Raw genomic sequence first — 24,746 nt, 5'->3', positions numbered from 1 at the left:
GGAGGCGGGCCCGGCCGGCTGCGCGGTGAGGGCAATGGCTTGCCGGCGCCCCTCAAGCGCCTAGCGAACTTACCATCACAACGCGGGCCGTCATTTGCGTTACAGCCGCCCGTCACCAGGCATCAGACGTGGACGTCGCCGAAGGTGAGTTCGCCGTCGTCGCCGGCCGCGAAAAGGACAATGGCGAGCAGGCCGGTATAGAATGCCGCCACGACGGCCACGATCGCCACACCGGGAATGGGACCAAGGGCGGCGCTGTCGATGGCCTCGCGAAGCGAGCCGGCGAACCCGGTCCTGACACCCACCGTCTGAAGGCCGGGTGTCGATATCTTGACCACCCAGGCTAAGAGCAGGATCAGGAACAGGTAGATGTAATTTCGTCGCAGGCGGCGCGCCAGCGCGGCACGCTGCGACAGCAGGAACTTCGGCGCGCGCAGGCCTTCGCCGACGATCAGCAGCCAGTCCGAGGCAAAGTCGGGTTGCGGCGAAAAGATCTGTGCGAAATAGTGGCGCTCGAATTGGCGTACGCGAGCCCGGTAGAAGTCGAAGAACCGATAGCGACGCGCCTCGATCCACAGCAGCAGCAGGATCAGCAGCATAGCGAATAGCAGCACGCCGTGATGGGCACTGGCGGTCGATAGCGACACCGAAAGAAGCGCCGCCACCACGGTGATCGCCCAGTTGGTCGTCCTGTCGAGCCGATCGCGCCAGCCCGCCATGCGCGCAATCTCGGCGCGGTGGAAATGCGATAGCGTGTTGACGCGCTCCGTCGATGAAAGGACGGGTCCCGCAGGCTTTGCCGACGCATCATTCATGGCGTCCTCCGGCGAGGCTATAATGGTTTGCCGGCAACATCGTTCCTTGTGGCGGTTCACACCGGTCTAGCGAGCCGATTGGCCGGGAGCATTGGAAAGTCGAAGCCGATGCCGCTGGTTTTTTGAGCCGCCGCGATCAACCAACCTGCCGGCATTTATTGAGTCGGATCAGGTTGTTGAGCGCGACTGCTCAGATTCCGCTTCCCGTTCCGAGAGTTGTGCCCTTGAGAATCCGGTCACCTTCGGCAACATAGCGGCCGAGTCGAGGGCGCGAGGATGGGCAAAGTCATTTCCGGTAAAAATGCGGCCCCGCCGCGCAAACCCGCGCCGCGCGGGGCCGCGATGGCGCTGACCGAGGCGTTGGTGGCGCGTACCATGCGCCCGGTGGAGGATGCCGGGCCGACGCCGGGCATGGTCTACATGACCGATGCAGATTATGCGCGGTTCCGCGACGAGATCCTGGCCAGCGCGCCGCCCGGGCCGCTGAAACTGTTCGCCTATGGCTCGCTGCTGTGGAAGCCAGTGGGTGAGGTGAGGGGCGGCGAGCGTGCGGTGGCGCGAGGCTGGCACCGGTCGTTCTGCTTCACGGTACAGCGCTTTCGCGGCACGCTCGATCAGCCCGGCCTGATGATGGCGCTCGACCGTGGCGGCCAATGCCAGGGCATGGTGTTCGAGATCGCCGAGCCGGTGGCGGCCAACCTCGAGGCGCTGCTGCGCCGCGAGATGACCATCCTGCCCGCCGTCAACGTGCCGCGCTGGCTGCGGGTCAGGACCGAAAGCGGCGAAGGCCGGGCGCTCGGCTTCGTCGTCGATCCCGCCAATGCGCGCTATGCCGGCAAGCTCGACAAGCAGGCCGTCGCCGCGACGCTGGCCAAGGCGGCCGGCCATTGGGGTTCGGGTGCGCAGTACCTGTTCGAAACGATCCGCCATCTCGACGCCTGCGGCATCCGCGACCGCAATCTGTGGCAGTTGCAGGCGCTGGTGGCGCAGGAGATCGGGCGCGTTAACGCCGGCTGATGCCTTGATTGGTGGATGAGCTTCGCCTCGTCGTCTATCCGCTGATCGCCGGCGCGGGCAAGGCGCCGTTTTCGATCGCCACGCAACGCCGCGACCTGGAACTCACAAGGTCCAGCAGATGCCCCGGCGGGCGGATCAGCTGATCTACAAGATCAACTGAGCAGGGTTATCTTCCACTTGACGAACGTATATCCCAATGGTTATACGTAAATCAATAGCCAACGGGTTATCGATCTGACATGCCGGATGCTCACGACTTGCTTTTCAGGACGCTCGCCGACCCGACCAGGCGGGCGATTTTCGAACGGCTGTGCCGCCAAGGCGAGCAGACGGTCGGGGCGCTGACAAGCCAGTCCGGCGTCTCGCAGCCGGCGGTGTCGAAGCATCTCGGCGTGCTCAAGCAGGCCGGGCTGGTGCGCGACCGCCACGAGGGCCGCCAGACGCACTACAGCGCTCAGCTTGGCGCGCTGGCGCCGCTGATGGACTGGACGCGGGAGATGGCCGGGTTCTGGGAGGCCCGGTTCGACGATCTCGAGGATTTGCTCAAAAGGATGGACCAGTGAACGATAGTGCCCAGGAGAACCGCACTGTCGTCGTCGAGCGGCAGATTTCGCACCCGCCGGAAAAACTCTGGCGCGCGCTGACGCAACCGCATCTGATCGAGGAGTGGCTGATGAAGAACGATTTCAAGCCGGTCGTCGGCCATCGCTTCAACATCAGCGCGGATTGGGGTGGCGTGCTGGATTGCGAGGTGCTTGCCGTCGAGCCGAACAAGTTGCTGTCCTACACCTGGAACCTTGCTCACCACGATCCGGCGTTCAATTTGCAGAGCGTGGTGACCTTTACGCTCACCCCGACGCCCACGGGGACCCATTTGCGTATGGAGCAAGCCGGCTTCCGGCCCGAGCAGCGGCGGGCCTACGGCGGCGCCAAGATGGGATGGCCGCAATTCTTCGAGAAGCTGGAAGAGCTTCTCGACCGGACGGACTGACGTCCGCAGGCCGACTGAACCAGCACCTGACTTCACCGGCGGCCCGCCGCCAGCAAAACCCATGGAGGAATGCGATGAAGATCAAACTGACCAGCATTTACGTCGACGACCAGGAAAAGGCGCTCGCCTTCTACACCGGCGTGCTGGGTTTCATCAAAAAGGCCGATTTCAGCAATGGCCCGTTCCGCTGGCTGACGGTCGTCTCTAGCGAGGAGCCTGACGGGACCGAATTGCAACTGGCGCTGAACGACAACCCAGCCGCCAAGGCCTACCAGCAGGCAATCTTCAAGCAAGGCCAGCCTGCGCTGATGCTGTTCAGCGACGATATCAAGGGCGACCATCAGCGCATCAAGGCGAATGGCGGTGCCTTCGCCATGGCGCCGACCGAAGTAACCGGCTCGACCATCGCGCAGGTCAATGATGGCTGCGGCAATCTCATCCAGATCACGCAACTGGCGCGCTGGTAGCGCCGTCTGGGCAGGGTTCACGCGTTTTCACGGGAGGTAGCATTGGACTGGAGCAAATGGATCAGGCAGGCGCACCGTTGGCTGTCGATCATCTTCACGGCGACGGTCGTCGCCAATTTCGTCACCATGGCCTTTGGGCAGCCGCCCGCCTGGGTGGTGTATTCGCCACTCCTCCCGCTCTTCCTTTTGCTGTTCAGCGGCCTCTATATGTTCGTGCTGCCCTATGTTGCCAGGGAACGCGGCGTGCAGCGGGTGAACGGGTAGGAAGACAGGATGGCCAAGACGAGCAAGGTCGCCGCCAGGACTGAGCCGATGCTGCTTTCCGGCGGCAATCCGCAGGTAGCCAAGGGATATGGCGACGCTCCGGTGCAGGCCTATATCGCGGCCATGCCGGGCTGGAAGCGCGAGGTCGGCCAACGTCTCGACGCGCTCATCGAGCGCGCGGTGCCCGGCGTGCGCAAGGCGGTCAAATGGAATTCGCCGTTCTACGGCGTCGAAGGCGAGGGCTGGTTCCTCAGCTTTCATTGCTTCACCAAATACATCAAGGTGGCATTCTTCCGCGGCCAGTCGCTCGATCCGGTGCCGCCGGGCGAATCCAGGAGCAAGGACACGCTCTACCTCAATATCCATGAGGGCGAGCCGCTCGACGAGGCGCAATTCAGCGCCTGGGTGAAGCAGGCCAGCCAATTGCCTGGCGAGCGCATGTGAGTGCTCTATTTTCAGCGTTCGAAGGAGAAACGGCATGACGACGATGGGACTGCAGGAGAGCAAATCTCCCTCCGAACTGATAGACGGCAGGATCAGGGAACTCGGCGACTGGCGCGGCGAGATGCTCGGCCGGCTGCGCGCGCTCATCCAACAAGTCGATCCCGACGTGGTCGAGACCTGGAAATGGCGCGGTGTTCCTGTATGGGAACATGACGGCATGATCTGCACGGGCGAGACCTACAAGAGCGTCGTCAAGCTGACCTTCGCCAAGGGTGCCGCGCTGCCCGATCCCGCACGCCTGTTCAACTCCAGCCTCGAAGGCAACACGCGGCGAGCCATCGACTTCCAGCAAGGGGAGGAGATCGACGAGGAGGCTTTCACGGCACTCGTGCGCGCCGCCGTGGCGCTGAACAAGTCGAAGGCCAAACGCTAGGGGGCTGCCAGCTTCGCCGCCAAAGGCAGGCGTTTACGATCTGGGAAGTTAGATGGTGCTAGATATCGCCGGATGACGGCTGGCCAGGTAGGCCCGGCCCCGGATGGATTCGCCATGAACAGCCCGAAGCGCATGCCGTGGGTCGACACGGCCAAAGGCCTCTCGATCATCCTCGTGGTCATGATGTATTCGGCCTACAACACCGGCGAGTACACTGGCGGCGTGGGTTTTCTCCACTATGTCATCGGTTTCGCGACACCGTTCCGCATGCCGGAATTCTTCCTGATTTCAGGACTTTTCCTGTCGCAGGTGATCGACCGGCCGTGGCGGCGCTATCTCGACCGGCGCGTGGTTCACTATCTCTATTTCTACGTCCTGTGGGCGATCATCTCGATCGGCCTGAAAATCGGCATCTTCAGCCGTGATCCCGGCGGCATGCTGCACGACCTCGCAATGGCCGTCGTCGAGCCCTATGGCGTGCTGTGGTTCATCTACATGCTGGCGGTGTTCAGCCTCGTCGCAAAACTGCTGCGGCAGTTTCGCGTGCCCGCCTGGATCGTCATCCCGCTCGCGGCGGCGCTGCAGATGTGGGCGCCGCGTCCGGACAGCTATGCGGTCGAACAATTCGCGGCCTATTTCGTGTTCTTCTATGCCGGCTTCGTCATGGCGCCGCTGGTGTTCCGGCTCGTCGAATGGGCGCAACCCCGCCCGGTGCTGGCCGTCGCTGGCCTGCTCCTGTGGGCTGTTGTCAACGGCCTGCTCGTCTATTCGCCGGGCTATGCCGTTCAGCCGGTCGGCATGCAGATGGGCCTCGCGGCATGGCCCCCGCTGCATCTCACTTTGGCCGTCGCCGGAGCGGTGGCGCTTTGCGTGCTTGGCGGTCTCCTGTCGAAATTGCCCGCCATGGAATGGCTGCGCTGGCTCGGCGAACATTCGCTGGTCGTCTACGTCGCGTTCACAATTCCGATGTCGCTGTTTCGCGGCGCGGCGTTGGCAAGCGGCATTCTGACCGACACCGGCATGCTCAGCCTGGCGGTGCTTCTCGTCTCGACCATCAGCCCGGTGGTTCTCTACCTCATCGTCAAACGCATCGGCTTCGGAACGTTCCTGTTCGAGCGGCCGGGTTGGGCGCATATCGACGGAAGCGCGCCACAACCAGCGCCAATGCCAGTTCCGCCGAAACCGGTGCTGCCTGCCGCGGCGCAATCAAGCCTGAAATAGTCGAGCGGCGGCGGCCAATCTCACCCGTCGCGCAGCCACACCAGCATCTCGCCAGGCTCGCGGTTGTCCCAGGCGAAATAGGGGATGGCGGTGAGCCGCGTCTCAGTGGTGGCAGGCGGTTCCGGCCTGTAGAGCCCGTCCTGCCAGCCGTCGCCGGCGTCGGCTTGCGCGGCGGCCGACAACGTCACCACGCCGCCTAAAAGCTCCGGCCGGTCCCGCGCTTCGATGCTCGCCGTGCGCGGCAGTTTCAGGCGATGCAGTTGGCTGTCATTGTCGGTCGCCTCGACGCAGTAGATCAGCGGACCGCGCGACAACGCGACACGGCCGGCATCCTGCCGCACCAGAGGGTTGGCGTAGAGCCGCTCGATCGGCATTTCGAGAGCGAGCCGCAGCTGGTCGCCCTTTTTCCAGGTGCGCCGGATCGCGGCGTAGCCGTCGCTGGTGACGTCGGCCAGCTTGACCATCTCGTCATTGACCTTGAGCGTAGCGCCCGTGCTCCAGGCCGGTATGCGCAGATGCAGCGTGAACTCCACCGCCGCCTGCGGCTCGAGCGCGATCTCGACGGCGCCGTCCCAGGGGTAGCGGCTCGCCTGCGTCAGGCTGACCGGTGTGCCCGATATATCGAAGCGGGCGGTCGAGTCGCCATAGAGGTGGACGGCCAGCGCGTCGTCCGCCAGGCTGTAGAAATAGCTGCCGATCGAGGCGACCATGCGCCCGACATTGGGCGGGCAGCAGGGGCAGCGGTGCCATTTCCATCTGTTGTGCCGGCCCCGGCTTTCCAGCGGATTCTCGTAGAAGAACAGTGAGCCGTCTAGCGACAGGCCCGAGATCGAACCATTGTACAGCGCCCGCTCCATCATGTCGGCATAGCGGGCGTTCGGTCCCATGCCGAGCATGCGGCTCGCCCAGAACACCAGCCCGACCGCCGCGCAGGTCTCGGCATAGGCGCTCTCATTGGGCAGGTCGTAGTCGCTGGTGAACCCCTCATTGTGCGCTGAAGGGCCGAGCCCGCCGGTGATGTAGAGGTTCTTGGCGGTGAGGTCGTCCCACAGCCGGTCGAGTGCCGCGCGCAGGCTGTCGTCGCCATATTCGGTGGCGATGTCGGCCATGCCGGAATAGAGGTACATCGCCCTGACCGCGTGGCCTACCACCTTGTCCTGCTCGCGTACCGGGATGTGCGACTGGCTGTATTCATAAGTCTTGAAATGGTAGGCCTTCGGATCTGCGCCCCGGGCCCGCGCCTCCTCGTCGAAATAATGCGGCTGCTGGCCGCGCTGGTCGATGAAGTATTTGGCAAGATCCATGTATTTTTGCTCGCCCGTCACCCGCGCCAGCTTGACCAGCGCCAGCTCGATCTCCTCGTGCCCGCAATAGCCGTGCTTCTTGCCGGGCTCCGGCCCCAGCACCGATGCGATGTGGTCGGCGTAGCGGCACATGATGTCGAGCAGCTTGCGCTTGCCCGTCGCCTGGTAGTAGGCGACCGCGCCCTCGATCAGGTGGCCGGCGCAATAGAGCTCGTGGCAGTCGCGCAAATTGGTCCAGCGCTTGCCCGGCTGGATGCGCTGGTACCAACTCGAAAGATAGCCGTCCTCCTGTTGAAGCTTGCCGTACATGTCGATGACGGCATCGATCTTCTTCTCCAGTTCGGGATTCTTGCGGCGGTAGAGCGAATAGGCTGATGTCTCGATCGTCTTGCCGAGATCGGAGTCCCAGAACATCTGCGTGGTCACCGTCGAGCCCGTGAACTCGGCGCCCTGGCGTTCGGCTTCATCGGGCGAGGGCGAGTGGAAGGGGATGACGATACCGGGCGAGGGCCGGTCCGGATCGATCTGCTCCAGCATGCGCGCCTCGACACAACGGTCGTAGAGGATGTCGGCGGTGCGCGTGGCGACCGCGTCGGCGCGGTCGCCCCAGAAGCCGCGGACGTCCACCTGCGGCACCGGCAACGGGCGGAATGCGAGTTTCGGCTTGCCGGTTTTTGCGGATGCGGTCATGAACTTAACTCCATTCGGTCTGTTCTATTTGATGGCCCCGGCCATCAGGCCGCGGATGTAGAAGCGCTGCAAAGCGAGGAACAGGATCAGGCAAGGCACCATCATCACGGTGACGCCCGCCTGCACAGCGCCCCAGTCGATGGCGCCAAAGCGGCCCGACTGAAGTGCGGTCATCATTACCGGCAGCGTGAATTTGGACTGGTCGGTCATCAGCACCAGGGCGGCGAGGAACTCGTTCCAGGCGCCGAGAAAGGCAAACAGCGCGATGGTGACGACGCCCGGCCAGACCAGCGGCAGCATCACTTTGATAAGCATGGTGGCGTTGCCGGCGCCGTCCATGCGGGCGGCTTCCTCGATCTCGCGCGGCACCGCGTCGAAGGCGTTGCGCATCATGAAAATCGAGAACGGCAGCTGCAGCGTCACGTAGACGCCGACAAGGCCGGTCAGCGTGTTGTGCAGGCCAAGCTTGGTCAGTACCAGGAAGATTGGCGTCAGGATCGACTGGAACGGGATCATGATCGTCGACAGGATAAGGACGAAGAACAGGTCCTTGAACGGAAAGCGGAAGCGCGAGAAACCGTAGCCGGCGAGCACGCTGACGATGACCGACAGCAGCACGGTCATCACCGAGACGTAGATGCTGTTCTGCGCCGAGGCCCACAGCCCGTCGCCGAAGCTGTTGAGCGTGGCATAGTTCTCCAGCGAGAAGCCCGTGGTCGGCCACGGCGGCAACGGCGGCAGGCGCGCCTCTTGCGCCGGCTTGAAGGCCGACAGCGCGGTCCACACGATCGGCGCCACGAACAGCACCGAGGCGATGATGCCGGTGGAATGCCTGGCGATGCGGGCGGCGAGCTTGCCGCCGTCGGACATTGCCTGCGCCATCAGTCGAGGCCCTCCGGCTTGCGCAGCAGCCAGAGCTGGATCAAGCTGAGCGCCACCAGGATCACCAGCAGCACCATCGAGAGTGCGGCGCCGTAGCCGAGCTTGAACGACACGAAGGACTGGTTGAAAATCCAGTACACCGCCGTCAGCGTCTGGTTGCGCGGGCCGCCGCGCAGGATGATGTAGAACTGGTCGAAGGCGAGGATCGAGCCGGCGACCGAGAGGATCAGCGCCAGCGCCAGCGTGCGGCGCATCAGCGGCAATGTGATCGCCCGGAACCTGGCGAACGGGCCGGCACCGTCGATGACGGCCGCCTCCTGCAAATCCTGCGGGATCGATTGCAAGCCGGTCATCAGGATGATCATGGTGAAGCCGGCGACCTTCCACACGACCATGGCGATGATCGACCAGAAGGCCGGCTGGAAGGTGGCAAGAAGATTGAACTTCCTGTCGATCAGGCCGAGGTCGTAGGCGGCCGGGCTGAACAGGCCGGAATCGACGTTGAGCAGCCACGACCAGAGCAGGCTCGCCGAAGCGAAACCGACTACCGCGGGCATGAAGAAGAAGGTGCGGTAGAGGTTGGTCAGCGGCCGCGGCTTCTCGATGAAGATGGCCAAGGGGAAGGCGACGGCGAAGATCGCGATGGTGACGATCAGAGTGTAGTAGCCGGTGAATTTGAGCGCGTTCCAGAACCTGGTGTCGCGCAGGATCGCGACATAATTGTCGAGCCCGATGAAGGAGTGCTCGCCCATCAGCGGCCAATTGTGCAGCGACATCCAGGCCGTCATACCGAGCGGAATGACGAAGAACACCATGACCAGCGCCACGGCCGGCGCGACATAGATGAGGCCGATCCATTGCCGGCGGCCGGCGCCGACCAGTTTTCGGGCGCGGGATGGGCTGGTGGTCGAGGCTGTGATGGTCGTCATGGCTGTTCCCTTGGCGCGGCGTCCCCCTCCCCCTCGAGGGGAGGGTCCGGCCGTAGGCCGGTGGGGTCCTCTCCGCATGTGCCGACGAAGGAAGGAACGTCGAGCACTGCCGAGGCGACCCCACCCGGACCTGCGGTCCGACCTCCCCTCAAGGGGGAGGTGGGGTTGGCGCTTATTTCTGCGGCGCCTGGTCGATGATCGACTGCATGGTTTCCTGCGCGTTCGCTATCGCGCCGTCGACGTCGTCACCGAAGAAGACCTCGTTGATCATCTGCGTCCACGGGCCGTTGGCGGAGTTGATCAGGTCGTTGAACACCACCGAATAGGGCGTGCGGCCCTTGGCCATGGCCTCGGCGGCAGTCTGGTAGCGCGGATCGAGATCCTTGAGCGCGTCCTTGGCGATGTCGCCGCGCACCGGCAGGCTGCCGTATTTGGCGAGGATGGTCTGGCCCTCGAGCGAATAGGCGAAATCGAGGAACTCCTTCACCACGGCGAGTTTCTTGGTACCCTTGGTGACGACGAAATTGTCACCGCCGGCGAAGGACGACCAGCCGCCATCCTTGCCCGGCAGGAAGGTGACGCCGTAATCGACATCGGGATACTGGGTGTTGAGCGCGCCGATGGCGAAGGCACCGGACGGCGAGATGCCGATATTGCCGGCGGCGAAGGCGGCAAAGAAGTTGGCGCCGGTGTCGGTCTGGGCGCCTGCCGGCACCAGATCCTTCTTGACCATCGAGCGGTAGAGGTCGATGGCGCTGCGCAATTGCGGGCTGTCCAGCGTCGCCTTCGAGCCATCCTGGCTCAGGATGTCGCCGCCCGAGGCCCAGATCAGCGGCGTGAAGGTGAAGATGTTGCAGCCGCCGCAATTGCCGGAGAAATAGAAGCCCTTGACGTTACCGCCGAGCGCGTTGACCTTCTCGGCGTCGGCAGCGATCTCGGCCCAGTTTGTCGGGCCTTTTTCAGGATCGAGACCGGCCTGCTTGAACAGTTTCTTGTTCCAGATCAGCACCGAGGCGTCGGCCGAGAAGGGCAGGCCGTAAATGTGGTCCTTGTAGGTGCCGGTCTTCACATGCGCCGGCGACAGGCTGGCGAAATAGGGCAGGGACTTGGCCCAGTCGGTGATGTCCTCCAACTGGCCGGCGGCGGCGAAGGAGGGCGTGTAGATCAGGTCGAGCGACAGCGCGTCGGGCGCCGTGCCGCCGGCGGCGGCAGCACCGTATTTCGGGATGATCTCGGCATTGGGGATGATGTCGAGCTTGACCTGGTTGGTGTGGCCCTTGTTGTAGGCGTCGACGATCCTCGGCATGAAATTCGAGCCGTCGGCGCGCACCCAGATATTGGCGGTCTCGGCGGCGGCAGTGCCAAGTCCGCCACCAATGACGGCAGCGGCCAGGGCCAGTTTGGCAATCAGGTTCCTCATGTTCTCCTCCTCCACGGTTTGGCCGCTGTCCGCGGCCTTGCGCCGATCACGCGGCGCTTCGTTTCAGCCATCCAGCGGGTGGCCGCAGGACTGACGCACCACCAGCCGGCACGGCAGTTTTCGAATGCCCGGCGCGGCTGATGTGCCGCCGACCAGGGAAAGCAGGGTCAGCCCGGCCTCGCGCCCGAGCGCCGCCAGGTTCATGTCCACCGAGGTCAGCGGCGGGCGGGTCGCCTCGGCCACGATCTCCCAATTGTCGAAACCGATGACGCCGACATCGCCGGGAACGCTCAAGCCGCGCTCGCGCAAGGCATCGATGACGCCGCGCGCGATCTGGTCGTTGCCGCAAAAAACGGCGTCCGGCCGTTCGTTGCCGCCGTCGAACAGTTGCGCCACCGCTTCGTGACCCCAGGCTTCCGACCAGGAGCCGAGCAGCGGCTCGGTGACCGGCAAGCCGTGTTCGGTCAGCACGTCGCGATAGGCCCGTGCCCGCGCGGGCACCACCGCAAAGCTCGCCGGCCCGCTGACATGGGCGATGCGCTTGCGGCCAAGCTTGCAGAAATGCTCGACGGCCAGCCGCGCGCCGCCGTCGTCGTCCGCGACGAAGGCGATGGCGTCCGGATCGGGCTGGGTGAAAGCGTAGATCACCGGGACGCGCAGATTGGAGAGGTCGATGGGCAGATGGCGGTCGATGCGCTTGCCGGTGGCGATGATGCCGTCGACACGCTTGTCCAGCATGGCCTCGACATGCAACTGGCCCAGCCGCGGATCCTCCTCGACATTGCACAGGAACACCGAGACCCCATTGTCGACCAGCGCGTCCGAAATGCCCGACATTAGCGGCAGCGAGAAGCGGCCATAGGTATCGTTGGTGAGCAGGCCGACGGTGAAGCTGCGGCGCCTCAGCAGGCTCTGCGCCAGGCTATTGGGGCGGAAGCCGAGACCCCGGGCCGTCTCGCGAATGCGCTCGCGGGTTTCGGCGGTCATGCGGCCTTGGTCGTTGAGCGCCTTGGAGGCGGTGGCGACGCTGACGCCAGCCAATGCGGCCACGTCACGCAAGGTGACGGGCTTGGGAAAGACCGGGATTGGTTCCGATGCCATCGCGCCGAGAAATCCTTAATTGGGAAAAGGTTTTCTCTTACAGGCCAGAACCAAGCCCGGCACATGGCCAAGCTCGATCGGAAACGTTTGGAAAAACCTTTTCTCAATCCAAAGGCTAGGCCAGAATGGATGGTCGTTCAAGCGAAAAATGGTTTGGGCCCTCGGACCCAGATCCGCGATGCAATTCGAGAAGGATCGGCGATCTTTGGGAAGAGCGCCGAAGTAGAAAGATACGGACGGTGGTCGAGGTGATGCACCTCGGCTGATCAGCTGAAATCGGCGGCCGTTAGCACATACACGCTCTTGCGGGTGCGGCCGTAGGCCCTGGCGGCGACGTCGTGGATGGAGTTGCTCTCGGTGTCGAACGTCGCGAGGTAGCCAGCTTCATCGGCGGTCGTGCCCGGCTGCATCTTCGCCATGGCGTCGGCGGCGACCGAGAATGAGATCTGGAACATGCCGTCATGGCCGACGAAGCGGATGCGCCTGCCCGCTTCGTCATAGCTGCGGCTGCGATTGGGGAAGGTGAGGGTCATGTCTTGACCTCCTTCGCGGCAGCCATCTTGACCGCCCGCTTCTTCTTAGGCGTCGGATTCAACGCTTCAGCCACGCGATCGGCCTCTTCCTTGGCCAGCCGCAACTCCCTCAGCCTTGCCGTCTTGATCTCCCTGGCCTTCGCCTCGGATATGTATTCGGCGGTTGCCTTGTTGCGCTCCGCTGTCTTCTTCTGCTTGTCCACAAAACGGGCTTCAGCTTTTTCCATGATAGTCTGATTGCCTTCGGCCATCGACGAAATCTCCCTTGCGGCTAAAACGGTGAAAACGAACTGATCTTATAAATAGGGATTCGATCGGCAAAATTCAATGTTTTGAAATATTTGACCCCTTGCGATAGCACGAAACCGGATGTTGAAATAATACCTTTCAATTATTCAATTCGCTCGCGAATAATTTTGGCACTCCTATCTATCGAGTGCCAAAGCGCCTATAGGAGTGACGCGGCCGCCTAAGTCGGCCCCAGAAAGAAGTTCTCATGAAATTTCGACCACTGCACGATCGCGTCGTCATCCGGCGCGCCGAAGGTGATACCAAATCCACGGGCGGCATCATCATTCCCGATACCGCCAAGGAAAAGCCGCAGGACGGTGAAGTGATTGCCGTCGGCCCGGGCGCACGCGACGAAAACGGCGCGCTGATCGCACTCGACGTCAAGGCCGGCGACACCGTCCTGTTCGGCAAATGGTCGGGCACCGAGGTCAAGATCGACGGCGAGGACCTTCTGATCATGAAGGAAGCCGATATAATGGGCGTCGTCGAAAAGAGCGGGACGGGCATCGAGAAGGCCGTGGCCGCCGAGAAGGCTGCCTGATCGGAGCGCCGCGTGTCCTCCGGAACGCGCAAAGGACGCTGCAAGACTGAAAGATGGCGGCGCCGCGCGTTCTGCGCGACGACTGGTCCACTCCAAATCCGAACTGGGTGAAAATCATGTCTGCCAAGGAAATCAAATTCTCCACCGATGCACGCGATCGCATGCTGCGCGGCGTCGAGATCCTCAACAATGCCGTCAAGGTGACGCTGGGCCCCAAGGGCCGCAACGTCATCCTCGACAAGGCTTATGGCGCGCCGCGCATCACCAAGGACGGCGTCACGGTGGCCAAGGAAATCGAGCTTGCCGACAAGTTCGAGAACATGGGCGCGCAGATGGTCCGCGAAGTGGCGTCGAAGACAAACGACCTTGCCGGTGACGGCACTACCACCGCCACTGTGCTGGCCGCCTCGATCCTGCGCGAAGGCGCCAAGCTGGTCGCCGCCGGCATGAATCCGATGGATTTGAAGCGCGGCATCGACCAGGCGGTTAGCGCCGTGGTCAACGAAATCCAGACGCGGGCCACGAAAGTCAACTCGTCGGCAGAGATCGCGCAGGTCGGCACCATCGCCGCCAATGGCGATGCCAGCGTTGGCGAGATGATCGCCAAGGCGATGGACAAGGTCGGCAATGACGGCGTCATCACCGTCGAGGAAGCCAAGACCGCCGACACCGAACTCGACGTCGTGGAGGGCATGCAGTTCGATCGCGGCTATCTCAGCCCCTATTTCGTCACCAATGCCGACAAGATGCGCGCCGAGCTCGAGGACCCCTATATCCTGATCCACGAGAAAAAGCTCGGCAATCTGCAGGCGATGCTGCCGATCCTCGAAGCTGTGGTGCAGAGCGGCAAGCCACTGCTGATCATCGCCGAAGACGTCGAGGGCGAAGCTCTGGCGACGCTGGTCGTCAACAAATTGCGCGGCGGCCTCAAGGTCGCGGCCGTCAAGGCGCCGGGCTTCGGCGATCGCCGCAAGGCGATGCTGGAAGACATCGCGGTGCTCACATCAGGCCAGATGATCTCGGAAGATCTCGGCATCAAGCTCGAAAACGTCACCATCGAAATGCTTGGCCGCGCCAAACGCGTGCTGATCGAGAAAGACACAACCACGATCGTCGACGGCGCCGGCAACAAGGACATCATCCAGGCACGCGTCGCCCAGATCAAGAGCCAGATCGAGGAGACCACCTCCGACTACGACAAGGAAAAGCTGCAGGAGCGGCTGGCAAAGCTTGCCGGCGGCGTTGCCGTCATTCGCGTCGGCGGGGCAACCGAGTCTGAAGTGAAGGAAAAGAAGGACCGCATCGACGACGCGTTGAATGCGACGCGCGCGGCCGTCGAAGAAGGCATCGTTCCCGGCGGCGGCGTCGCGTTGCTGCGCGCAAGATCGGCGCTAAACGGGCTGACCGGCGCCAATGCCGATGTCACGGCGGGAATCTCGATCGTGCTTCGTGCGCTCGAAGCGCCGCTCCGCCAGATCGCCGAGAATTCCGGCGTCGAAGGTTCGATCGTCGTCGGCAAGCTTTCCGAAAGCAAGGATCATAATCAGGGCTTCGACGCCCAGAACGAGAGCTATGTCGACATGATCAAGGCGGGCATCGTCGATCCGGCGAAAGTGGTGCGCACCGCTCTGCAGGATGCCGGTTCGATCGCCGCGCTTTTGATCACCGCCGAAGCGATGATTTCCGACATCCCGGCCAAGGATGCGGCGCCGGCCGGCGGTGGCGGCGGTGGCATGGGCGGCTACTAACGCTGCCTGAAATTCTTCGGGTCCGAGCCATCGGACCAGGCTCCCAAGGCCCGGCCGTTCAGGCCGGGCAGATCAGGTCAGGCTGCTCGATTTCTGCGGCCGCTGTAGGCTGGCTCGCGATTGAGAGCACAGACAACTCCGCCTCAACCGTGCAATCCTGATCTTGCGGCTTTCGGAGCGGCCGGAATTCACGCTAGACTGTCGCCGTAGCCGTTTGGTGCAGAGCTTGCGCGAATTTGGCAGTTTGTCGAAGCGCTCGCGTCCTCTAATCCTTTAATTTGGAGACAAGCCATGTTTGCGGCCAAGGCCATCGACACGTCGGACAAGGCCACCTTTTACCACGATCTCGCCAGCCAGCTGAAGGCGCTGCTCGAGGGCGAGGGCGACTCGATCGCCAACGCCGCCAATACCGCCGCGCTGATCTTCCAGATGGTGCCCGACCTCAACTGGGCGGGGTTCTATTTACTGGCGTCCGACGAGGAACTGGTGCTAGGGCCATTCCAGGGCAAGCCGGCCTGCGTGCGGATCGCCGTCGGCAAGGGCGTGTGCGGCACGGCGGTCGAACTCGGCACCTCGATGCTGATCAAGGACGTGCACGATTTCCCCGGCCACATCGCCTGCGATGCCGATTCGCGTTCGGAACTGGTCGTTCTGCTGGAAGACGATGAGGGTGTTTTCGGGGTGCTCGATCTCGACAGTCCGCTGCCCGGCCGCTTCGACAAGGCCGACCAGGCCGGCATCGAGACGCTGGCGGCGATCTATGTCGCTGCGAGCTCCTTCGAGGATTGATCGACCGTTTTGTTGGGGTCTATCTAGACGCGGTCCAGGCGGAAGAACATCGCCAGCTTCAGACTGGCCGCTATTCGTTCGGCCCGATCGACGAACACCGCCGCGGTTTCCGGGGCAAAGAGTTCGGTCGCTGTCTGTCTGAACATCGCCAGCCAGATGTCGAAATCGGCCTCGGTCACATCCGCGAGTTTCACATGGGCCGGCACCGGACGTCCTTGATAGTCGCCGGTCTTGAGGATGACCGAGCACCAGAAATCGGTCATCTTCTCAAGATGAGGCGCCCAGTCGCCGGTGATCTCGCGCGCGAAGATCGGTCCGAGGCGCTCGTTCTTGCGAAGCCGGGCGTAGAATTCGCGAACGAGTCTGCCAATCGACGCCCTGTCGACGCCGGCGTGGTTCAAGGGCTGTTCCGCGACGGGCCGCGCATGATCGGCCAGGGATGATTTCATCGTCATTGCATGGGGCTCTTGTTGCTGCCGGAACGAGGAAAGGCCGAGGCAGCCTGGGGACAAGGTGTTCCCAGATTGTCGGGCGGCGTGCCTATGGCGCAACCGCCAGTTTTCCCGTCCCGGATGAAGCCCGACATATAGGTGCGATCGATCCCCGCTGCCACATGCGCACGACAATTGTCTCGCGGCGAGCCGCGCCCTTCGTCATTCTGGGGCGAAGCAAGGACCGAAACGGCGTATAGCCATGCCGTAACGCGGAGGAAGAGTGCTGGAGTGCGGAATTGAAGAGCCCTCAGCCAATCTCCGCCGCTTGCACATGATGCCGCACTACGGCTTCGTCTTCAGCGCGCGGGTGAAAGCCGCAGCCGCCATGTCGATCAGTTGCGTGTGGATCGCGCCACGCGATCGCCCTTGGCCATCGTCGCAAACCGGGTCACCGATCTGTTCCGATGCGATGATGGCGTAAGCGCCCGGCTTGCACTCGCCAAACATGCTGTAATGGCTGGCATCCTCGATAGTCGCATAGCTGGCATTTGCAATCGCTTTTGCCACGCCAGAGGCGTCGACGGTCGCGGGGATCTTTCCCGGCCGGCCAAGATTGACGATCTCGACCGGAATTTTGATGCTGCCGAAGCTTTTGACATCAAAGACATCGGATGGCGCGGGGTCGATCGCCATGGCGAAGCGAATGCGCCCGTCGCTGTTGTCTCGGCCGGCCGGCTGCAAATCCATCGTGCGAAGATCGACGCCGCTTTGCCTGACCCAATCGCAAAGCGACGCATTGAGCTGGTCCGTGTCGCAATAGGCGGCCAGCCGTTCCGGATCGATGCGAGCGCCGGCTATAGCGAACGCCGTGTTGCCGCCCATGGAAAGTCCGAGCACGCCCACCTTGTCTTGCTCCAGGTGATCCCTGAAGAACGCTTCCTGCTCCATCGCGTCCAGCGTTGCCGTGAGATCGACGGGCCGCAGCCAGAGTTTCATCGTCTCGGCGGCCGATCTTTTTGGGCCTGTGTTTCCCGGATGGGTGGGAGCGGCGACGATGAATCCCCGCCTCGCCAAGGGCGTTGCGATCCAGCTCAGGGCCTGCGGGTTTCCCGCCAGGCCGGCGCCGTGCGAAAGCAGGATAAGCGGAAATCGTCCGCCCGAGAGCGGCGCGTCGCGCATGGCGGATGTGCCGACGAAAAGCTGGCTGTCGCCAAGGCTGACCGTCTTGCCGCCCGGCTGCGCCGGATACCAAACAGTGACGTCAAGATCGATGCCGCGCTCTTTGGATGGGGCGAGAAACTGGCGAACGCCGACAGCGTCGGCGGCGTTGGCCGCCTGCTGTGTCGGCACTGTCGAGACAAGGATGGTGCAAAGCATGATCCAGAATTTCATTGAGATCTCCATTGGCGAGCGCGTGCGCCATGGCAGAGCTCGCAGGCATCGATCCCTGGGCTCATATGGCGGCCGTTTCGGTTGCTGCGTTGACGCCCCGACATCAGCGGATCGGATCCGAGTTCGCGACCTCGATCGCGATGGAGGACGTGCTTTATCGTGATAGAGTACGGCTGGCGCGGGAGCCGTCAGCGTTCAATCATCGCGTTTGCAAGGGAGGGTGCTTGGCGTTCCCGCCAGGCGAGCGGCGTCATCTCGGTCACGCGGCGGAACTCGCGGTTGAAGTTCGACTTGGTCTGGAAGCCCACCGCGAGCATGATCTCGGTCACGGACTGATCGGTGCCGGTCAGCAGCCGGCAGGCTTCGTCGATGCGGTGTTCGTTGACATATTGCGAGACGTTCCTGGCCTTGGCCCGGTTGATCGCCACCGAGATCTGCCGTGCCGGAATTCCAGCGCGCCGTGCGAGGCGGTTGAGGTTGAGGTTGGCATCTCGGTAGAGCTTCTTCTCCCGCAGCACGTCGTCCACTCTGGCCAGCGTGTCGGCGTCTTCGCGGGCATCGGGTGAGGGCGGGGTCTCCGCCGGTTCTGCGGCATTGGGTGGAACACGGCTCTGGCTGGCCGCCGCGGCCGCAACGCCGACGAAGACGAGAATGAAAAGATTGGCGATGCCGATCACGGCCGTGGCGCGGGCGCCATGCCCGGATGCCATATCGAAGGAGACCACCATGTCGACCAGCCCCGACAGGCATAGCATCACCGCTGCGGCGATGATGGCCCGGTAGGCCGGAACCGCGCCGTCGAATGGAGCAAGTCGAAGTCCGTCCGCGCCGGATCGAAGCAGCCAGAGGATGGCGGCGGCATAGATGAAATCGATGGATATGAGTGCCGCGTCGACGGCGTCGCGCCGGACGACCACCAGCACCAGGAGCAAGGCGGCTGGCACTGTATGGAGCGCTAGCCTGGTTGGCCATTGGCGGTCGCTGGTGCGGACGAGCCTCGCAACGCCGGCATAGAGCAGCGCCGGCATGACCGCGGCCAACACCGGAGCGACGTAGCCGACGCCGCTGATACCGTAGCCCCAGCGCAGGCCAGTGAGTAGCGACTGTAGTGCTGCGATCAGGATCAGGGCAAGAAACGGCAGGTTGGGTGCCTCATCCTCGCGCCTGTAGACCACTCCAAGCAGGATGAACAGCAACAGCGCGACGACGAAGGGCAGGGGGAACGAACAGCATGGATCGGGTGCGGGCTCGGGTGCGAACACGCGGACCGTAACCGATATGGCTTGATTCCCAAACTGTCGGTTCACCGGTGCTAGCTCAGGCGAACTTCACCAGCATGAGGCTGAAGCTCCCGATGAACAGGAAGGCCGAGAAGGCCAGCGCCAGCGGGCGCAGGCCGCGCGAGCGCAGCTGCGAAATATCGGCCTGCAGGCCCATGGCGGCGAGCCCCATGGTGAGCATGATGGTGGTGGCGAGCGCCATCGCCGACTTCACTTCGGCGGGCACCGCCACCAGGCTGTTCAGCGCCGCGACAGCGACGAAGGCGGCGACGAACCATGGCATGGGCGGCCGCGCTGCCGACTGGCCGGCACTCTTGCGGCGCGCCATCAGGCCCAGCGCGACGATCATCGGCGCCAGCATGGCGACGCGGGTCAGCTTGGCGACGGTGGCGATCTCGCCGGACTGGGTGCCGTTCTGGAAGCCGGCGCCGATGACTTGCGCCACCTCGTGGATCGAGGCGCCCGCCCACAGGCCGAAAGCGTGCTGGTCGAGGCCGAGGCCGGGTGCCAGCAGCGGGAAGCCGAGCATGGCGATGGTGCCGAACAAGGTTATCGAGGCGACGGCATAGGTGACGTCCTCGTCGCGCGCGTCGGTGGCGATGTTGGTGGCGACGATGGCCGAGGCGCCGCAGATCGAGGTGCCGGCGGCGATCAATTGCGCCAGACTTGCGTCGACGCCGATCAGCCGGCCGAGCAGGATGGTGAATACGAAGGTGGCGCCAAGCGTCAGCGCGACAATGCCGACGCCGCTCGCGCCGATCGAGACCACCTGGCCCAGCGTCAACTGAAAACCGAGCAGCACGATGGCGAAGCGCAGCAGACGGCGCTGCGAAAAGGCGATTCCCGCTTTGGCATGGGCGGGTGTGCCGAGCACGTTTGAATAGATCATGCCGACGACGACGGCTGTTATCATCGGGCTGAACAGCGCGAAACCGGAGATATTGCGGGCCGAAAAGGCGACGTCGGTGACCATCACCACAAGCACGATGCCGGGAATGGTGCCGTTCCACAACGAATCGAGGCGCTTTCGCCCCTCGGCCAGATCGGCGGAGATCATGTTTTTAGGAATATCGTTCGGGATACTGGTGAGAGAAGACAATGCAATGCTCCAGGCGGCAAGGCCGGAGGAATGTCATTCCTGAAACGATCTTTCCAGCGAATTATTTTCGTTAGAATGATCGATTTTTACGAACGATTGGGGGCCATCGGGCGGCGCACGCGTCCGACGGCGAGACGCGTCAAGTCGGGTGCGATTGCGACCCGCTCGCCTCGGCGCGGTCAGAGCTGCGCTTCGATAGCCGCCTTGTCGATCACCGACCAGACATGCCGGATCTTGCCGTCTAGAAACTCATAGAAGACGTTTTCGCTGAAGGTGACTTTCCTGCCATTGACGGGCAGGCCAAGGAAATCTCCTTTTGGCGTGCAGATGAACTGGAGGCGGCTGGCTATGAAAGGCGTATCGGAAATCAGCAGCTGGATGTCGAAATAGAGGTCCGGGATATCGGAGAAATCCCGCTCCAGCATCTTGCGGTAGCCCGGTATTCCCACCCGGTCGCCATTGTAGTGCACCTCGTCATGGACGAAGCGAGGGAGTTCCGGCCAGTCCTGATTGTTGAGGCAAGCGATGTAGCCACGATAGGTGTCGGCAAGTTCGGTGTCGGTCACGGCAATTGCTCCGGTGCTTCCATCTGGAAAGGATGACGTTCAAGCAGGGAAGATAGGCCAGCCCCGGATGCAATCCAGACGGACCGCGCTCCGCCGCCAGCAGCGCAAGGGCCGAACGACAGCCACACCCTGGGCATGGCGTGACGCCTGGCTGGAACATGCCGCGGTCGTTGCTTCGCACCTGTTCGCGGTCGATCGCAGGCGCTAGATAGATGATCACAAATCGGGCGGACCGAAGCCGACGGCCACGCAAGCCGGCCGCCGCTTCCTGCCCGGCGTCGAGAAGGAACGAAATCATGGATATCAAGCGATGCGGCTCTCAAGCTTCGGGCAAGGGCCCGGGCGACTGGTTCACCGGCACGGTGCGCATCGACCCGCTGTTTCAGGCCATCGCACCAGCGCGCGCGGCCGGCAATGCCGTGACCTTCGAACCAGGTGCGCGCACGGCGTGGCACACCCATCCGCTCGGCCAAATCCTGATCGTCACCGCCGGCTGCGGCCGCGTGCAGCGCGAGGATGGGCCCGTCGAGGAGATCCGGGCCGGCGACGTGGTTCGCTTCGAGCCGGGCGAGAAGCACTGGCACGGCGCGGCACCGGCCACCGCCATGACCCACATAGCCATCCAGGAAGCGCTCGACGGCAAGGCGGTCGACTGGATGGAGCACGTCAGCGACGAGCAATACCAGTCCTGAACAGGGGCTCGGCTGATAGCGACGTTTGCGTCCTGCACCAGCCTGGCGCCATGTTCGTCTTTCCCTGCGCCAACACCAAGCGACGCCGCTTCTGCACAATGCCGAGCGGCAAGCTGATTGCGCGACGACAAAGACCGGCAGGATAGATCCGGTTCGCTCGTTTCCAACCCCGCCCGCGTTATCGCGGCGGGTTTTTCATATCTGGAGCGTTGTCATGAATTCATCCATAGGGTTTCGGCGGGCCGAGGCGGCTGATGCCGCAGCCATCGGGGATCTCGTGCGCGCCGCCTATGCCAAATGGGTGCCTGTGATCGGCCGCGAGCCGATGCCGATGCGCGCCGACTACGACAAGGCCGTTGCCGAGCATCCGTTCGACCTCGCCATCGAGGATGGCCGCATTGTCGGGATGATCGAAACCATGCTGGCGGACGAACACCTCTGGATCGAGAATGTCTGCGTCGCGCCGGACGCGCAGGGCAAGGGCATCGGCCGGCTGCTGCTGGAGCGGGCCGAGCACAAGGCGATCAAGGCGAGCCGGCGCGAGCTTCGGCTGCTGACCAATGGCGCTTTCGAGACCAATGTATCGCTCTACAGGAGGCAGGGCTATGCCGTTGACCGGGAAGAGCCATTCATGAACGGAATGACAGTCTATATGAGCAAGAGGCTGGCAGGCTGACATCGGCGGCCGGAAGCATCACCCACGACATGCGCGTCGCGCGCGGGCGTTTTGCCGTACGGCACGGTCGACCAGGCCGTCTATGCGTGCTGCTTGCCAATTGGCGAATACATGCTACATTTATGCCAGTAGCGAGGCCTCGAAAATGCAGCTTCATTCCATAGTCATCACTCCGGCCGCCGTTGGCGCCGCCATATCGGACGACGAGGCCGGAGCCTTGGCGCGCACCACGGTCAATCTGTTCAAGGCCTGGAACCTCACCGATCTGGAGGCCTGCATCCTGCTCGGCGGCATGTCGGCACGGACCTGGGCGCGTTGGAAGGAAGGCGGCATCGGCCGGATCGACCGCGACCTGCGCACCCGCATGGCGCATCTGATGGGCATCCACAAGGGCCTGCGCTATCTCTTCACGGATCCGGCGCGCGGCTATGCCTGGATACGCAAGCCCAATGCCACTTTCGGCGGCCAGTCGGCCCTCGACCTGATGCTGCGCGGTGAAATCGCCGACCTCTCGGCGATGCGCGAATGGCTGGATGCGGAGCGTGGCGCATGGTGAGTGGGTCCGCGGTCCGGCGCCGCGTCCACTGGGACCAGACCTTCCGCATCATTCGCTCCATCCATCCGCCGATCGACCTTTTCGAGGACATTGCCGACCCGCGCGATTGGGAGGCGCTCGCCGCCGTCGAGGAGAAGACCAATCCGCGCATCCGGCTTGAGATCGGCGACCTCGGCAAGGTGCCGGCCGCAAGGCGGGTTTCGGGCCCCGGTGCCAGCTTCGTCATGGCGCCCTTCGTGCATTGCTCGACGCTGCGGCCCGGCCGCTTCTCGGATGGCAGCTACGGCATCTATTATGCCGGCGACCGCGAGGAGGTGGCGCTGGCCGAAACCATCCACCACCACCAGAAATTCATGCGCGCCACCAGCGAGGACCCGGGCTGGACGGCGGATTTCCGCGTGCTGATCGGCAGCGTCGACCGCGACCTCGACGATGTGAATACTGTGCCCGGCGTGCTCGATCCGGACGACTATACCGCTTCGCAGGCGGAAGGACGGGCGCTGCGGGCGGCCGGCAGCGACGGGGTGGTGTGGAACAGCGTGCGCATGCCGGGCGGAGGCTGCATCGGCATCTTCTGGCCCGATGTCATTACCATTCCCGTCCAGGGCCGGCACTACAGCTATCATTGGGACGGCGCCCGCGTGGATTTCGTGCGCCAGCACGACACAGGCAAGGTGCTGGCGGTCACCTGAGGTGGGAAAAGCGGGACGTTCCGGCAGCCGCCGGAGGTTTTCTCCCGCGACGGTTTCAAGCCAGCGCGGCGGCCAGCAATTCGCTTGCGGCGTCAGGTCGTCGAAGCGCTGGGCGCGGCGCTGATTTTCTATGCCGTGCTCGGCCTCGTCAAAGCGGGCTTCGCGACGCCGGCGTGCCACGAGGCCTGGTTGTCGCCGCTGGTCGGGGTAGCCACCGGGCTGGTCACCGGTGCCACCGGTGTCTTCGTCGTTCCGGCCGTGCCCTATCTGCAATCGCTGAAATAGGACAGGGAGGACCTGATCCAGGCGCTCGGCCTGTCCTTCACCGTGTCGACGGCGGCTCTTGCCGTCGGGCTGTTCCGGACCGGCGCCCTGGCGTCGCCGACCGCGCAGTTGGCGGGGTCGGTCGCGGCGCTTGCGCCGGGGCTGGCCGGCATGTTCGTCGGCCAGGCACTGCGCCAGCGCATGAGCGTCGAGACATTTCGCAAGGCGTTCTTCATCGGGCTGTTGGCGCTTGGGCTTTACCTTTCGCTCGAGGCCGCGCTGTAGCCGATCTCATGGCAGGCCCTGGCGAACCAGCGGGTTGCCGCCGCCAGGCGGTGCTGCCGCGGTCCCAGCGCATGCGGGGCGGCCTAGGATCCCGCCCCAAGCGGCTGGAGGATGAATATGGCCAGCAGGGCAACAAACAGCAAAGCGGCGATCACGACGCCCCATAGGAGCACGTTTCTGGTTCCGCGCTGCTCTTCGTCACGAGACAGATGTTGCGCCATTGCAGGGATCCTCTTGTCAATCTCGATGGTTTAGCAACGAGTTTCGTCGAGGCAGGTTCCGGCAGCCAATTGCTCCATGCGTCCGGCGGCAGAAAACCGGCACGATATTCGCAGGCCACCGCCGGCGAGCTTTACAGACGTCCTCGCCGGCGCATGCCGTCGGAGCGGTCGGCGGTCCATGGAACCGCTCGATTTCCGGTTTGCCGCGCGATTTTGGGCGCCAGGCCTACCGCACCACCAGAACCGGGATCTCGGTGTAGGACAGCACCTCGGCGGTCTGGCTGCCCAGAAGCAGCCTGCCCAGCCCGCGGCGGCCATGCGAGGCCATGACGATGAGGTCGCAGCCTTGCGTCTGCGATAGTTCCAGGATCGCTTCGGCGGGCGCCTTGTTTTCAATGTGCAGACCCTTAGCGCGCACGCCCAGCCCCTCGGCCGACGTCCTGCATTTATCGAGCACTTCCTGGCCATACCGGCGCGCCTCTTCCTGGTAGGCGACCAACTCGTCGCCTGCGGTATAGCCGGCCATGGCGCCGCCCCAGGCGAAGATCGGGTAGGGCTCCGAGACGGTAACGAAGGTGACGGTGGCGCCAAGGGCGGCCGCCAGCGCCAGGCCGTGGACAACGCCCTTGTCGGCCAGTTCCGAGCCGTCGGTGGCGATGAGCAGATGTTTGTACATGATGATCGTGACCTGTTGCAGAAGGGCGGGAGC

The 24,746-nt window shown here is 63.6% G+C and carries 32 protein-coding genes; 17 read left to right on the top strand and 15 right to left on the bottom strand.

Annotated features, from left to right (window positions below):
- Positions 1-122 precede the first annotated feature (122 nt).
- On the bottom strand, positions 123-815 hold the full coding sequence (locus NKI49_RS06745) for a DUF2270 domain-containing protein (RefSeq protein ID WP_352601774.1): 693 nt from the start codon (positions 813-815) through the stop codon (positions 123-125).
- Positions 816-1,091: 276 nt separating this feature from the next.
- On the opposite strand from NKI49_RS06745, the gene NKI49_RS06740 reads away from it, so the two are divergent.
- The 8 genes from NKI49_RS06740 (at position 1,092) to NKI49_RS06705 (ending at position 5,652) form a co-directional block, all read left to right on the top strand.
- Positions 1,092-1,832, top strand: a complete 741-nt coding sequence (locus NKI49_RS06740; RefSeq protein ID WP_352601772.1) for a gamma-glutamylcyclotransferase — start codon at positions 1,092-1,094, stop codon at positions 1,830-1,832.
- A gap of 239 nt (positions 1,833-2,071) precedes the next feature.
- The gene (locus NKI49_RS06735; protein WP_352601770.1) at positions 2,072-2,395 is read left to right on the top strand and encodes an ArsR/SmtB family transcription factor; all 324 of its coding nucleotides are present in this window, start codon (positions 2,072-2,074) and stop codon (positions 2,393-2,395) included.
- On the top strand, positions 2,392-2,823 hold the full coding sequence (locus NKI49_RS06730) for an SRPBCC family protein (protein WP_352601768.1): 432 nt from the start codon (positions 2,392-2,394) through the stop codon (positions 2,821-2,823). Before NKI49_RS06735 ends, NKI49_RS06730 begins: the two co-directional genes overlap by 4 nt.
- A gap of 74 nt (positions 2,824-2,897) precedes the next feature.
- Entirely contained in the window at positions 2,898-3,290 is a 393-nt protein-coding gene (locus NKI49_RS06725) for a VOC family protein (protein WP_352601766.1), read from the top strand.
- Between the two features lie 42 nt (positions 3,291-3,332).
- Positions 3,333-3,554, top strand: coding sequence for a hypothetical protein (locus tag NKI49_RS06720; protein ID WP_352601764.1), 222 nt, complete (start codon positions 3,333-3,335; stop codon positions 3,552-3,554).
- A 9-nt stretch (positions 3,555-3,563) separates the two neighbouring features.
- Complete coding sequence (locus tag NKI49_RS06715; RefSeq protein ID WP_352601762.1) at positions 3,564-3,998, top strand: DUF1801 domain-containing protein; 435 nt, start codon at positions 3,564-3,566, stop codon at positions 3,996-3,998.
- A 34-nt stretch (positions 3,999-4,032) separates the two neighbouring features.
- A complete protein-coding gene (locus NKI49_RS06710; RefSeq protein ID WP_352601760.1) occupies positions 4,033-4,431 on the top strand; it encodes a DUF1801 domain-containing protein in 399 nt (132 codons plus the stop codon).
- Between the two features lie 114 nt (positions 4,432-4,545).
- On the top strand, positions 4,546-5,652 hold the full coding sequence (locus NKI49_RS06705; RefSeq protein WP_352601758.1) for an acyltransferase family protein: 1,107 nt from the start codon (positions 4,546-4,548) through the stop codon (positions 5,650-5,652).
- A gap of 20 nt (positions 5,653-5,672) precedes the next feature.
- Here the strand turns inward: NKI49_RS06705 and NKI49_RS06700 are convergent, their stop codons facing one another.
- From NKI49_RS06700 to NKI49_RS06670, 7 genes are all read right to left on the bottom strand, one after another.
- Positions 5,673-7,646: a glycoside hydrolase family 127 protein gene (locus NKI49_RS06700; protein WP_352601756.1), complete on the bottom strand. Its 1,974-nt coding sequence runs from the start codon at positions 7,644-7,646 to the stop codon at positions 5,673-5,675.
- 24 nt (positions 7,647-7,670) lie between these two features.
- Positions 7,671-8,528, bottom strand: a complete 858-nt coding sequence (locus NKI49_RS06695) for a carbohydrate ABC transporter permease (protein WP_352601754.1) — start codon at positions 8,526-8,528, stop codon at positions 7,671-7,673.
- A complete protein-coding gene (locus NKI49_RS06690; protein WP_352601752.1) occupies positions 8,528-9,457 on the bottom strand; it encodes a carbohydrate ABC transporter permease in 930 nt (309 codons plus the stop codon). Before NKI49_RS06690 ends, NKI49_RS06695 begins: the two co-directional genes overlap by 1 nt.
- A 172-nt stretch (positions 9,458-9,629) precedes the next feature.
- Positions 9,630-10,877: an ABC transporter substrate-binding protein gene (locus tag NKI49_RS06685; RefSeq protein ID WP_352601750.1), complete on the bottom strand. Its 1,248-nt coding sequence runs from the start codon at positions 10,875-10,877 to the stop codon at positions 9,630-9,632.
- Between the two features lie 63 nt (positions 10,878-10,940).
- Positions 10,941-11,978, bottom strand: coding sequence for a LacI family DNA-binding transcriptional regulator (locus tag NKI49_RS06680; protein ID WP_352601748.1), 1,038 nt, complete (start codon positions 11,976-11,978; stop codon positions 10,941-10,943).
- Positions 11,979-12,244: 266 nt separating this feature from the next.
- A complete protein-coding gene (locus NKI49_RS06675) occupies positions 12,245-12,511 on the bottom strand; it encodes a DUF1488 family protein (protein WP_352601746.1) in 267 nt (88 codons plus the stop codon).
- Positions 12,508-12,762, bottom strand: coding sequence for a hypothetical protein (locus NKI49_RS06670; protein WP_352601744.1), 255 nt, complete (start codon positions 12,760-12,762; stop codon positions 12,508-12,510). The genes NKI49_RS06675 and NKI49_RS06670 overlap by 4 nt, the downstream gene beginning before the upstream one ends.
- Positions 12,763-13,007: 245 nt before the next feature.
- Between NKI49_RS06670 and NKI49_RS06665 the strand changes: the two genes are divergently transcribed.
- From NKI49_RS06665 to msrC, 3 genes are all read left to right on the top strand, one after another.
- Positions 13,008-13,343, top strand: coding sequence for a co-chaperone GroES (locus NKI49_RS06665; protein ID WP_352601742.1), 336 nt, complete (start codon positions 13,008-13,010; stop codon positions 13,341-13,343).
- A gap of 116 nt (positions 13,344-13,459) precedes the next feature.
- Positions 13,460-15,091 carry a chaperonin GroEL gene (gene groL / locus NKI49_RS06660; protein WP_352601740.1) on the top strand — a complete coding sequence of 544 codons (1,632 nt, stop codon included), beginning with the start codon at positions 13,460-13,462 and terminating at the stop codon, positions 15,089-15,091.
- Positions 15,092-15,382: 291 nt separating this feature from the next.
- Positions 15,383-15,880 carry a free L-methionine (R)-S-oxide reductase MsrC gene (gene msrC, locus NKI49_RS06655; protein WP_352601738.1) on the top strand — a complete coding sequence of 166 codons (498 nt, stop codon included), beginning with the start codon at positions 15,383-15,385 and terminating at the stop codon, positions 15,878-15,880.
- A 23-nt stretch (positions 15,881-15,903) separates the two neighbouring features.
- On the opposite strand, the gene NKI49_RS06650 is transcribed toward msrC, so the two are convergent.
- The 5 genes from NKI49_RS06650 to NKI49_RS06630 form a co-directional block, all read right to left on the bottom strand.
- Positions 15,904-16,335 carry a group III truncated hemoglobin gene (locus NKI49_RS06650; RefSeq protein ID WP_352601736.1) on the bottom strand — a complete coding sequence of 144 codons (432 nt, stop codon included), beginning with the start codon at positions 16,333-16,335 and terminating at the stop codon, positions 15,904-15,906.
- 321 nt (positions 16,336-16,656) lie between these two features.
- Positions 16,657-17,706 (bottom strand): alpha/beta hydrolase family protein, encoded by a 1,050-nt coding sequence (locus NKI49_RS06645; RefSeq protein WP_352601734.1) that lies wholly within the window; start codon positions 17,704-17,706, stop codon positions 16,657-16,659.
- Positions 17,707-17,894: 188 nt separating this feature from the next.
- Entirely contained in the window at positions 17,895-18,968 is a 1,074-nt protein-coding gene (locus NKI49_RS06640; RefSeq protein ID WP_352601732.1) for a helix-turn-helix domain-containing protein, read from the bottom strand.
- Positions 18,969-19,023: 55 nt separating this feature from the next.
- Positions 19,024-20,043 carry a YeiH family protein gene (locus tag NKI49_RS06635; protein WP_502899513.1) on the bottom strand — a complete coding sequence of 340 codons (1,020 nt, stop codon included), beginning with the start codon at positions 20,041-20,043 and terminating at the stop codon, positions 19,024-19,026.
- A 221-nt stretch (positions 20,044-20,264) separates the two neighbouring features.
- A complete protein-coding gene (locus NKI49_RS06630; protein WP_352601728.1) occupies positions 20,265-20,651 on the bottom strand; it encodes an ester cyclase in 387 nt (128 codons plus the stop codon).
- A gap of 296 nt (positions 20,652-20,947) precedes the next feature.
- Between NKI49_RS06630 and NKI49_RS06625 the strand changes: the two genes are divergently transcribed.
- The 6 genes from NKI49_RS06625 (at position 20,948) to NKI49_RS33355 (ending at position 23,816) form a co-directional block, all read left to right on the top strand.
- On the top strand, positions 20,948-21,343 hold the full coding sequence (locus tag NKI49_RS06625; RefSeq protein WP_352601726.1) for a (R)-mandelonitrile lyase: 396 nt from the start codon (positions 20,948-20,950) through the stop codon (positions 21,341-21,343).
- Positions 21,344-21,557: 214 nt separating this feature from the next.
- Positions 21,558-22,019, top strand: a complete 462-nt coding sequence (locus tag NKI49_RS06620) for a GNAT family N-acetyltransferase (protein WP_352601724.1) — start codon at positions 21,558-21,560, stop codon at positions 22,017-22,019.
- A 145-nt stretch (positions 22,020-22,164) separates the two neighbouring features.
- Positions 22,165-22,575, top strand: a complete 411-nt coding sequence (locus NKI49_RS06615; RefSeq protein ID WP_352601722.1) for an antitoxin Xre/MbcA/ParS toxin-binding domain-containing protein — start codon at positions 22,165-22,167, stop codon at positions 22,573-22,575.
- Positions 22,569-23,267, top strand: a complete 699-nt coding sequence (locus NKI49_RS06610) for an RES family NAD+ phosphorylase (protein ID WP_352601720.1) — start codon at positions 22,569-22,571, stop codon at positions 23,265-23,267. Before NKI49_RS06615 ends, NKI49_RS06610 begins: the two co-directional genes overlap by 7 nt.
- A gap of 84 nt (positions 23,268-23,351) precedes the next feature.
- Positions 23,352-23,552, top strand: a complete 201-nt coding sequence (locus NKI49_RS33360) for a hypothetical protein (RefSeq protein ID WP_502899512.1) — start codon at positions 23,352-23,354, stop codon at positions 23,550-23,552.
- Positions 23,553-23,594: 42 nt separating this feature from the next.
- Complete coding sequence (locus NKI49_RS33355; RefSeq protein WP_502899511.1) at positions 23,595-23,816, top strand: hypothetical protein; 222 nt, start codon at positions 23,595-23,597, stop codon at positions 23,814-23,816.
- Positions 23,817-23,899: 83 nt separating this feature from the next.
- Here the strand turns inward: NKI49_RS33355 and NKI49_RS06600 are convergent, their stop codons facing one another.
- Together NKI49_RS06600 and NKI49_RS06595 are read right to left on the bottom strand one after the other, a co-directional pair.
- Positions 23,900-24,037 (bottom strand): hypothetical protein, encoded by a 138-nt coding sequence (locus NKI49_RS06600; RefSeq protein WP_155914883.1) that lies wholly within the window; start codon positions 24,035-24,037, stop codon positions 23,900-23,902.
- A 226-nt stretch (positions 24,038-24,263) separates the two neighbouring features.
- A complete protein-coding gene (locus NKI49_RS06595) occupies positions 24,264-24,713 on the bottom strand; it encodes a universal stress protein (RefSeq protein WP_352601717.1) in 450 nt (149 codons plus the stop codon).
- Between the last annotated feature and the right edge of the window lie 33 nt (positions 24,714-24,746).

The organism is Mesorhizobium sp. M0587, assembly GCF_040320945.1.
Classification (GTDB): domain Bacteria; phylum Pseudomonadota; class Alphaproteobacteria; order Rhizobiales; family Rhizobiaceae; genus Mesorhizobium.
Note: the sequence above shows the minus strand (reverse complement) of the source record. Positions and strands in the feature narration are given on the sequence as shown.